The sequence below is a fragment of the Cellulosilyticum ruminicola JCM 14822 genome (assembly GCF_001311925.1).
Classification (GTDB): domain Bacteria; phylum Bacillota; class Clostridia; order Lachnospirales; family Cellulosilyticaceae; genus Cellulosilyticum; species Cellulosilyticum ruminicola.
In genome coordinates this window covers 1-10,663 of record NZ_BBCG01000084.1, presented here as the reverse complement: position 1 = coordinate 10,663, position 10,663 = coordinate 1, and the positions used below count along the sequence as shown (strand labels likewise).

At 32.9% G+C, this 10,663-nt stretch carries 8 protein-coding genes and 4 pseudogenes; 9 read left to right on the top strand and 3 right to left on the bottom strand.

Translation table 11 applies throughout. From position 1 onward, the window contains the following. Nucleotides 1–655 precede the first annotated feature (655 nt). The 6 genes from JCM14822_RS22785 to JCM14822_RS16855 all read left to right on the top strand — a co-directional run bounded on the left by JCM14822_RS22785 (nt 656) and on the right by JCM14822_RS16855 (nt 9,166). The gene (locus tag JCM14822_RS22785) at nt 656–859 is read left to right on the top strand and encodes a CAT RNA binding domain-containing protein (RefSeq protein ID WP_278287246.1); all 204 of its coding nucleotides are present in this window, start codon (nt 656–658) and stop codon (nt 857–859) included. After that, nucleotides 850–1,488, top strand: coding sequence for a BglG family transcription antiterminator LicT (licT, locus tag JCM14822_RS25240; RefSeq protein WP_330377649.1), 639 nt, complete (start codon nt 850–852; stop codon nt 1,486–1,488). Before JCM14822_RS22785 ends, licT begins: the two co-directional genes overlap by 10 nt. 144 nt (nt 1,489–1,632) lie before the next feature. Next, the gene (locus tag JCM14822_RS16870; protein WP_054743617.1) at nt 1,633–3,504 is read left to right on the top strand and encodes a beta-glucoside-specific PTS transporter subunit IIABC; all 1,872 of its coding nucleotides are present in this window, start codon (nt 1,633–1,635) and stop codon (nt 3,502–3,504) included. A gap of 401 nt (nt 3,505–3,905) precedes the next feature. After that, a complete protein-coding gene (locus JCM14822_RS16865) occupies nt 3,906–5,336 on the top strand; it encodes a 6-phospho-beta-glucosidase (protein WP_054743615.1) in 1,431 nt (476 codons plus the stop codon). Between the two features lie 497 nt (nt 5,337–5,833). Continuing rightward, nucleotides 5,834–7,744 (top strand): beta-glucoside-specific PTS transporter subunit IIABC, encoded by a 1,911-nt coding sequence (locus JCM14822_RS16860; protein ID WP_054743613.1) that lies wholly within the window; start codon nt 5,834–5,836, stop codon nt 7,742–7,744. 9 nt (nt 7,745–7,753) lie between these two features. Further along, on the top strand, nt 7,754–9,166 hold the full coding sequence (locus tag JCM14822_RS16855; protein WP_408606218.1) for a glycoside hydrolase family 1 protein: 1,413 nt from the start codon (nt 7,754–7,756) through the stop codon (nt 9,164–9,166). On the opposite strand, the pseudogene JCM14822_RS25235 reads toward JCM14822_RS16855, so the two are convergent. The 3 pseudogenes from JCM14822_RS25235 to JCM14822_RS25225 form a co-directional block, all read right to left on the bottom strand. Next, a pseudogene (locus tag JCM14822_RS25235) lies at nt 9,138–9,236 on the bottom strand (hypothetical protein); the annotation flags it as partial. The gene JCM14822_RS16855 and the pseudogene JCM14822_RS25235 sit on opposite strands and share 29 nt — an antisense overlap. A gap of 110 nt (nt 9,237–9,346) precedes the next feature. Then, nucleotides 9,347–9,613 (bottom strand): annotated as a pseudogene (locus tag JCM14822_RS25230) (LysR substrate-binding domain-containing protein); the annotation flags it as partial. Between the two features lie 133 nt (nt 9,614–9,746). Further along, nucleotides 9,747–9,863: pseudogene (locus JCM14822_RS25225) on the bottom strand (hypothetical protein); the annotation flags it as partial. Here JCM14822_RS25225 and JCM14822_RS16850 point away from each other — a divergent pair. The 3 genes and pseudogenes from JCM14822_RS16850 to JCM14822_RS19625 all read left to right on the top strand — a co-directional run. Then, complete coding sequence (locus tag JCM14822_RS16850) at nt 9,858–10,088, top strand: class I SAM-dependent methyltransferase (RefSeq protein ID WP_054743609.1); 231 nt, start codon at nt 9,858–9,860, stop codon at nt 10,086–10,088. The pseudogene JCM14822_RS25225 and the gene JCM14822_RS16850 overlap by 6 nt on opposite strands. A 48-nt stretch (nt 10,089–10,136) precedes the next feature. Then, complete coding sequence (locus JCM14822_RS22770) at nt 10,137–10,265, top strand: hypothetical protein (protein ID WP_278287244.1); 129 nt, start codon at nt 10,137–10,139, stop codon at nt 10,263–10,265. Beyond that, nucleotides 10,261–10,377, top strand: a pseudogene (locus tag JCM14822_RS19625) (methylated-DNA--[protein]-cysteine S-methyltransferase); the annotation flags it as partial. The gene JCM14822_RS22770 and the pseudogene JCM14822_RS19625, both read left to right, overlap by 5 nt. Between the last annotated feature and the right edge of the window lie 286 nt (nt 10,378–10,663).

Genomic DNA, 10,663 nt, shown 5'->3' with positions numbered 1-10,663 from the left:
TTTCTTGTTTTTGAATAGTTTCAGTTAGCTTGTTAATAGTAGCAGTTTGTTCTGAAATAATATACTTAAAGTATATCGTTTTAGGAAGGCAAAAGCTAGTTGATAACTAAATTTAAATGTGGAAATCTAGCATAAAAATCATGCTAAAAAACTCGTTTATCCACAGCAAAAAAAATATATTTATTCAGCCAACGGCTGAACAGTTACGATTATAATATATAATATAATTTAACAATTTTTTTACCATAATGACAAGTTTTTTTATAATAAAAATTCATAATCAAATAAATAAATGAATAATTATACTAAGAATATTAGAACATATTAAGTAGCTTATAATGGAAAGCCTGTATTTATAGGATTTTTAGAGTTTAAATAAAAAGGATTTGAATAAAATTATAGTACTTTGTTGAAATTGAACAAAAAACTTGAGTATTTATAAATAAGTATAAAGTGTAAACAAATGGTTGACATTGGTAAGAGGTTATTGTATTATGTAAATATAATTAATAAACGGATTGTTACTGGTAATGCAGGCTATACCAATTTTGTGAATGGATAATTTCTTATTCTAAATATTCGCGGAGGAGGTATGGCCTTTTTTGCTAATATGGCGGTGACGTCTAAGTTATGAGCAATAAGGGGGATGCCGAAGATGAAAGTTGTTAAAGTTATTAATAATAACTTAATTAAGTCCGTAGATGAGAAGAATAATGAAATACTAGTAATGGGATGTGGACTTGGCTTTAAAAAGGTAGCTGGTGATGAAATTGATGAGAGTTTAATTGAAAAGGTTTACACATGTAACGAACAAACAAACTCAAGGCAGCTTATCAGTTACTTGAAAAGATTCCTCTAGAACAGATCCAAGCTACTAATGAAATTATCAGTTTCGCAAAAGCTTCTTTAGGCAAAAAGTTAAGCCAAAATATCTACATTTCTTTAGCAGATCATATTAATTTTGCAATTGAACGTAATGGACAAGGCATTAAAGTTAAAAATGCTTTATTATGGGAAATCAAGAAATTATATAATCACGAGTATTTAGTAGGAAAAGAAGCGTTAAGTATTATAAAACGTCGTTTAAATGTGGAGCTTCCAGAAGATGAGGCAGGATTTATTGCTCTTCACTTCGTAAACGCTTTAATGGACGACATATCTATGGAAAAAACTACAGATATGACGAAGATGATACAAAACATATTAAACATTATCAAGTATCACTTTAACTTAGAATTAGATGAGTATTCGATTCATTATGAACGCTTCATTACACACCTTAAGTTCTTTGCACAAAGAATTTTCATGGGTGTAACTATTGAAGATCAAGATGATCAGTTCTTGGAAGTACTTAAAACAAAGTATAGAAAAGAATATGAATGTACACTAAAAATAAAAGAATACATTCATAGCGAGTTTAATTGGGCACTTTCAGAAGATGAAATGGTGTATTTAACAATTCATATCAACAGAGTTACAAATTCATAGATACCTAAATAGAATAGAACGGGATTGTTACTTTAAGTAGGCTATACCTAAATAAAAAGAAGTTAGTAAGACTAATACTTTTTGTTTAGGTGTTTTTTATTACCCAAAATACCTTTTCCGTTTTTAAATTTTCGGAGGAATAATATGAATTATAAGGATTTAGCAGAAACAATTATCAAATTAGTCGGTGGCGAAAGTAATATTAAATCATTAGTACACTGTGCAACAAGATTAAGATTTACTTTAAAAGATAAAAGTAAGGCTGATACAGCAAAATTAAAAAATACAAAAGGGGTTATGGGTGCTGTAAGTAATGGTGGTCAATACCAAGTTATCATTGGAAGTAACGTAGCTCATGTTTTCAAAGAAATCATGGCGATGACAAAGTTAGATAACAGCAGCTCAGATGAAACACAAAAAGATAATCGTAGTATAGGGGCAAAAGTGATTGATACAGTAACAGGTATCTTCACACCAATCTTACCAGCAATTACAGCTGCAGGGATGATTAAAGCAGTACTTGCACTTCTCATTGCAACTAAAGTACTTTCAAATACTTCACAAACATATCAAGTATTTAACTTTATGGCTGATGCAGGATTCTACTTCTTACCAATCCTATTAGCAAACTCAGCAGCTAAAAGATTTAAAGTGAATAGTTACTTAGCAATGATGATCGGTGGTATCTTATTACACCCAACATTCATTTCAATGGTTAGTAGTGCAAAAGAAGCCGGAACCAGAATCGCAGTATTTGGATTAAATATTCCACTTGCAAGTTATAGTTCAAGTGTACTTCCAATTATTTTAGCAGTTTGGTTAATGTCTTATGTAGAACCATTTGCAGATAAAGTATCTCCAAATGCAGTTAAATTCTTTACAAAACCACTTATTACAGCATTAATCGTAGGTATTGCAACATTAACATTAGTAGGACCACTTGGCTACATGCTTAGTGATTTAGTAGCAAAAGCTATTTCAACAATTGAAACATATGCAAGTTGGTTAGTACCAACAATTCTTGGGGTATTATCACCAATCTTAGTTATGACAGGAACACACTATGGTTTAGTTCCAATTGGTATTAATAACATTATGACAATGGGTTATGACACATTAGTTGGACCAGCTATGATGTCATCAAACGTAGCACAAGGTGCAGCAGCATTTGCAATTTCTTTAAAAACAAAAGACTCAGACTTAAAACAATTAGCAAGTACATCAGGTATTACAGCATTATGTGGTATCACAGAACCAGCATTATATGGTGTTAATTTAAAAACTAAAGTAGGTCTTTACGCATCAATGATTGGTGGTGGACTTGGTGGATTATTCTTCGGTATCTTCGGTGTAAGAAGATTCGCAACAGGTTCTCCAGGACTTTTAACATTACCAGTATACATTGGTGGAGAAACAATGACTAACTTCTACTATGCATGTATCGGTGTAGTAATTGCAATGGTAGTAGCATTTATCGCAGCATTCGTAATGTACAAAGATAAAAAAGAAGTTGAAGTTAAAGAAGAAAAAACAGCAAAAGTAGAAAAAGTAGTAAAAGAAGAAATGCCAACAGTTTGCGCACCATTAACAGGTGAGGCAGTTTCATTACAACTTGTAAGTGATCCAACATTTTCAGAAGGGATTATGGGACAAGGGATGGCAATCATTCCAACTGAAGGTAAAGTAGTATCACCAGTAGATGGTACAGTAGAAATGATCTTTAATACAAAACACGCGGTAGCAATTAAAGCAGATAATGGTACAGAATTATTAATTCACGTAGGTTTAGACACAGTTAAATTAGGTGGTAAATACTTCGATGCTCATGTAAAAGAAGGAGACAAAGTAAAAGTTGGTACACCACTTGTAAACTTTGATTTAGAAGCAATCAAAAGAGAAGGATATGACTGTATTACACCAGTCATTGTAACAAATACAGCTGATTATAGAGAAGTAATTGCAATTGATGACAAAGCAGTAAAATGCGGAGATCCAGTTATCAAAGTAGTTAAATAAGGTGGTTAATAAATAGGGTAAATTGAGTAGGGCTGTGAGGAGATGAGGTGCTTGAACGCTCCGCTTAAAAACGCTTTGTAATATTTCACTAAGACTTTCAATAATTTACTACGAATGTAGCTTATCAAGCACCTCATCTCCTCACTAGGCTATCTCAATTTAATATAAGTACAGGCGAAGAAAAGTGAATTGATTTATGTTGAAGGAAGCTAATTGCTTCAAAGTAGTCAAAAAATGTAGTTATTTAGAGTATATATATGATGTTAAGGAGGGCGCGGCGGGAGAAATCTTGGTGCGGCTTTCTTATTATAAGGTTAGAAGTTTTGAGATTTAAGATTTGTAATATAAAATATAAGATGTATAAGAAGAATTTTATACAGGAAAGAAATGAGGAAATTAATATGACAGGATTACCAAAGAATTTTTTATGGGGTGGCGCTACAGCTGCTAATCAATGTGAAGGTGGATACTTATCTGGAGGAAAAGGATTAGGAACAGTTGACGTTATTCCAAACGGTCAATATAGATTCCCTATTATGAAAGGTGAAATGAGCTATAAAGACCTACCAGAAGATGTATATTATCCATCTCATCAATCAATTGATATGTATGGTAATTATAAAGAAGATATCGCTTTATTTGCAGAAATGGGATTTAAATGTTACCGTTTCTCATTCGCTTGGTCTAGAATCTTCCCAACAGGAATGGAAACAGAGCCAAATGAAGAAGGACTTAAATTTTATGAAGATTTCATCGATGAATTATTAAAATATAATATTGAGCCAGTTGTTACAATTTGTCACTTCGATTTACCACTTGTGCTTGTAGACGAATATGGTTCTTGGAGAAGCCGTGAAGTTGTAGAGGCTTACGTAAGATACTGTGAAGCTATTTTCAAAAGATATAATGGTAAAGTTAAATATTGGATGACATTTAATGAAATTAATATGCTTATGCACTTACCATTTATGGGTGCAGGTATTGAATTCAAAGAAGGTGAAGATAAACTTCAAGTACAATATCAAGCAGCGCATAATGAACTTATAGCTTCTGCGCTCGCAACTAAACTTGCACATGAAATCAATCCAGAAAACCAAGTAGGATGTATGTTAGCAGCTGGGGATTACTATCCATATAGCTGTAAACCAGAAGATATTTTTGCAGCTATCTGTAAAGATAGAGGAAATTACTTCTTTATTGATGTACAATCAAGAGGGGCATATCCAAACTATGCTAAAAAATTCTTAGAAAGAAATAATATTCAAATTGAAATGCATGAAGATGATGAAAAAGTGTTAAGAGAAAACACAGTAGACTTCATCGCATTCAGCTACTATTCTTCACGTGTAGTAAGTGCAGATCCAACAGTAGGAGAAGCAAAACAAGGGAATGCTTTTGCAGGTATCAAAAATCCACACTTACCAGAAAGTGAATGGGGATGGCAAATCGATCCACTTGGATTACGTATTACAATGAATACATTATATGACCGTTACCAAAAACCACTCTTCATCGTAGAAAATGGTTTAGGTGCAATTGATACACCAGAAGAAGATGGTACAATCAATGATGATTACAGAATTGCTTACTTAGAAGCACATATTAAAGAAATGATCAAAGCAGTAGAAGAAGATGGTGTTGAGCTTATCGGCTATACACCATGGGGCTGTATTGACCTTGTAAGTGCTTCGACAGGTGAAATGAAAAAACGTTACGGATTTATCTATGTAGATAAAGATAATGAAGGAAATGGAACACTTAAAAGATCTAGAAAAAAATCATTCCACTGGTATAAAGAAGTTATTGCAACTCAAGGGGAGTGCCTAAGATAGATGTCTATAAATAGTCCGCTGGGATAGTGGTGGGGCTTTGTCTACAACTTCTGTAATTAAGATAACACTTGGTTTATCGCATTGCTCTGAGGTTGAGTGAGGTTATATATTTGGGAAGAGTTGTTGTGAAAGGGAGTAACTTTTTCGATAGCTCTTCTTTTTTGTGTAGATTTGTATTTGTTTGTGCATAATTATATATAACTTCACATAAAAATATTTATTTTAATTGACATTTACATAAAAGCATAATATAATTTAAACATAAAAGAAATCGGATTGTTACTTTAAGTAGGCTATACCATTTTCAAATCGGATTCTTTAGAGTCCAAGATTTATATTTAGGAAAATATTAATGGTAAAGATTTAAAATTGGATTGTTACTTTAAGTAGGCTATACCTAAATGAAAAGAAATTAGTGAATGAACTAATGATTTTTGTTTAGGTATTTTTTGTTTTCTAAAGTCCTCTATTTTAAATCTTGAGAAAGGGACGATGGTATGAAGTACGAACAATTAGCTCAAGAAATTGTTAAGAATGTTGGTGGCAAAGAAAACATTAATAGCTTAACACACTGTATCACAAGATTACGCTTTAAGCTTAAAGATGAGAGTAAAGCTAACACAGATGTGTTAAAGAAAATGAATGGAGTAGTAACAGTTGTAAAAAGTGGTGGACAATATCAAGTAGTTATTGGAAATCACGTGCCAGAAGTTTATGCAGATGTAGTTAAAGTTGCAGGCTTAGGCGCAGACGTACAAAGAGATGAGCAAGAAGAAAAAATGAAACCTTTTGATAAGTTCATAGATATTATTTCAGGGGTATTCCAACCAACTCTTGGGGTGCTTTGTGCAACCGGTATGATTAAAGGCTTAAATGCAATACTTATTGCATTAGGTTTATTAGTAGACACAGATTCTACATATATTATTTTAAATGCAATCGGGGATTGTTTATTTAACTTCTTCCCAGTCTTCTTAGGATTTACAGCAGCTAAGAAATTCAAAATGAATCAATTTACAGCGATGACAATTGGAGCAGCAATGGTTTATCCAGCAATTACAGGACTTGCAGGAACAACTGTGGACTTTTGTGGGATACCAGTAGTAATGCCAATGAGTAGTTATCAATCAACTGTAGTACCAATTATTTTAGCAGTTTATATTGCATCAAAAGTAGAAAAATTCTTCAAAAAAGTAGTACCAGATGTTGTTAAAACATTTATTGTACCATTTGCAACATTATTAGTTTCAGTACCAGTTACATTTATGGCAATTGGTCCAGTAGCAACTTGGGCATCAAATTTATTAGGTGCTGCAACTTTAGCAGTATATAACTTTAGTCCAGTATTAGCAGGACTTGTAATCGGTGGTTTCTGGCAAGTATTCGTTATGTTCGGTTTACACTGGGGACTTGTACCACTTGCAATGAACAATTTATCAGTATTAGGATATGATCCATTATTAGCAACATCAGTTCCGGTATGTTTCGCACAAACAGGCGTAGTAATGGCAATTTTATTAAAAACAAAAGATCAAAAATTAAAATCTTTAAGTATTCCAGCAGTAATTTCAGGATTCTTTGGTGTAACTGAACCAGCTATTTACGGTATTACATTACCAAGAAAAAAACCTTTTACATTAAGCTGTATCGCAGGTGCAGTAGCAGGTGCTATCGTAGGATTCTTTGGTTCTAAAGGATACACAATGGGTGGTTTAGGTGTATTTGCAATTCCAGCTTACATTAATCCAGCAGGAATTGATAAAGGATTCTATGGTATGATTTTATCAATGGTTGTAGGTTTAGTATTAGGATTCGCTCTTGCGTTCTTCAACAAAGTAGATGAAGAAGTAGAAGAAACTAAAGAAGAAGCTACACAAACAGCAATTCAAGAAGTGAAAAAAGCAGAAGAAACATTAAAAGAAGCATTAAATAAAGATGCTGCTGAAAAAGTAGCAAAAAGAGAAGTAATCGTAAGCCCATTAAAAGGTCAAGTTAAAAAATTAAGTGACATTGAAGATCCAGTATTTTCATCAGGAGCTTTAGGAAAAGGATTAGCAATTAATCCAACAGAAGGTAAAGTAATTGCTCCAGCAGATGGAACAGTAACAACATTCTTCCCAACAGGACATGCTATTGCAATCACAACAGATAAAGGTGCTGAAGTATTAATGCATGTAGGAATGGACACAGTTCAATTACAAGGTAAACACTTTAGTCCAAAAGTAAAACAAGGTGCTAAAGTAAAAGCAGGAGACGTATTATTAGAATTTGATATTCATGCAATCAATGAAGCAGGTTACTCAACAGTAACACCTATCATTATTACAAACACAGCAAATTATTTAGATGTAATCGAAACAGATCAAACAGAAGTAAGTTATAGAGACGAATTATTAACAGCAATTTAGGAGGGGTATATAATGAGATTTCCAGATAATTTTCTTTGGGGCGGTGCAACAGCAGCTAATCAATTTGAAGGGGCATATAATGAAGACGGTAAAGGATTATCAATTCAAGATATTGCACCAAAAGGCATTGTAGGACCTATTACAGAAGGTCCTACAGAAGATAATATGAAATTAATAGGGATTGATTTTTATCACAGATATAAAGAAGATATTAAACTCTTTGCAGAAATGGGATTCAAAACATTTAGAATGTCAATTGCATGGTCAAGAATTTTTCCTAATGGGGATGATTTAGAACCAAATGAAAAAGGATTAGAATTCTATGACCGCGTATTTGATGAACTTGCTAAATATGGTATTGAACCATTAGTAACTTTATCACACTATGAAACACCACTCCATCTTGCAAAAGAATACGATGGCTGGACAGATAGAAGACTTATTGGATTCTTCGAAAGATATGCAAGAACAGTATTTACAAGATATAAAGATAAAGTTAAATACTGGCTTACATTCAATGAAATCAACTCAGCAATTCATGCTCCATTTATGAGTGCTGGTATTATGACTCCTATGGATCAATTAAGCAAACAAGATTTATATCAAGCAATGCACCATGAATTAGTGGCAAGTGCTTTAGCAGTTAAAATTGGTCATGAAATCAATCCAGAGTTCAAAATTGGTTGTATGATTTTAGGGGTACCAACTTACCCATTAACAGCTCATCCAGATGATATGTTAAAAGCCATGGCACAAGATAGAGAATCATTATTCTTCGGAGATATTCATGCAAGAGGAGAATATCCAAAATACATGAACCGCTTCTTCAAAGAAAATAATATCTCAATCAAAATGGAAGAAGGCGACGCTGAAATATTAAAAAATACAGTAGACTTCATTTCATTTAGCTACTACATGAGTACATGTGCTACAGCAAATCCAGATGAACTTAAAAAAGCAGAAGGAAACTTAATCTTTGGTGTACCAAACCCATATTTAGATGCTTCTGAATGGGGATGGCAAATCGATCCAAAAGGATTAAGATACATTCTTAACTTCTACTACGATCGTTATCAAAAACCATTATTCATCGTAGAAAACGGCCTTGGCGCAGTTGATGAATTAATCGAAGATGAAAATGGTAACAAAATAGTAAATGATGATTACAGAATCAAATACTTAAACGATCATTTAGTTCAAGTAGGAGAAGCAATCGAAGATGGTGTAGAACTTATGGGATACACAACATGGGGCTGCATTGACTTAGTATCAGCTTCAACAGCAGAACTTAAAAAACGTTATGGTTTCATCTATGTAGATAGACATGACGATGGTTCAGGAACTCTTGAAAGATACAAAAAGAAAAGCTTCGATTGGTACAAAGAAGTAATCGCTACTCAAGGCGAGAGCTTACAAAAATAAAGCAGATAAAAAGATGGCTTCTATATTGTTTAGGAGTCATCTTTTTTAATCCCCATTGGCATCTATGATTGTTATAACTTCAAGTCATTTATAAGTATACACAAAAAAAGTACCTATAGACTAGGTACACTTTTTCTATGTGTTTAATCTATAGGTACGGGTTTATTGCGATATCCTCTTTTAATTTTGGGACAGGTCTCTAAAACTGCTGTTAGGAAAGTGATTTGGGGACAGGTCTTTAATATTGCTGTTGTAGTAAGTAGGGCTACAAACGAAGATGTCTTTTGGATGTAGAGGAATGAATTGTAGTGAAGGATGTGTAAGTGGTGAGCTGATGATGGCTAAGTCTATGAGATTTTGTTTGATTAAGGTTTGAGTAGTATTATCATTAGTAACATGAACTTGCAGTGCTGGATAGGTTTTAGTGAACTGAGAGAGTAAAGATAATAAAAAAGTGGGTACCTAAAGTAGAAATTACACCTACTTTAAGTTCACCAGATTCCATGTTTTTAAGTTTATTAAGGAGAACTTCTCCTTGTGTGATAGTAGAAAAGGCATTTTTAAATGATCATATAAAAGTTTACCTTCTGAGGTTAGTAAAATGCCTTTGAAACCTCTTGAAAATAAGGTGAGGCCTTAAGGTATTTTCAAGTGTTTTAATGGATTTACTAATGGCTGGTTGAGAAATATAGTGTGCGTGGGCTGCGGCTCAGGAATGAGTACTAAAATTCTTGCGGATAGATTTAAAAGTGCAGAAATTATAGGCTTAGACAATTCCCAGTCAATGTTTGATAAAGCTAAGGAATTAGGGCTTAATGTAGAATGGATTTTAAAGAATTGTAATGAAAGTCTTGAAGCATTTGATAAAGTAGATATTATATTTTCTAATGCTAGTTTGCAATGGCTTAAAGCACAGGAGTAAGTCATTGCAGATTGGTTTAAAGCATTAAAACCAAGAGGAGTCATGACCGTGCAGATTCCTTTATTTAAAGAAATGAAAATGCAGGAGATTCTTTTAGAGCTAAGAACTGAAAAAGGATGGCGAGCTTCTTTTAAAGAAGCGGATGCTCATAACTATCATAATTTTATGGCTGAATGATATTATGATTGTTATTCCATGCCATAGAGTTATTGGGGCAAACGGCAAGTTAGTAGGCTATGGCGGTGGCTTAAATATCAAAGAATATCTTTTAAATCTAGAAAGTAAATAAATTTAAGAAATGAATAGAACTATAAAAATCCTCCATAAACAATTAATTAAGGTACTCTGAAAAATAATAAAACTGAAATTAATATGTAATATCTTTGAGAAGTATAATAAAAATAAGGTGCTATAATAATGTTAAATGATATAACAATATTAATATAACGAGTTGTGCTAGTTAAATTTACAAGTAGACTAAGCTCCAATCATATGATATCTTACCCTTACATCACAAAAATAGGGGGACATCATGTGTCAGAGCTCAAATATTATTCTGTCCATAAAATCGAAGA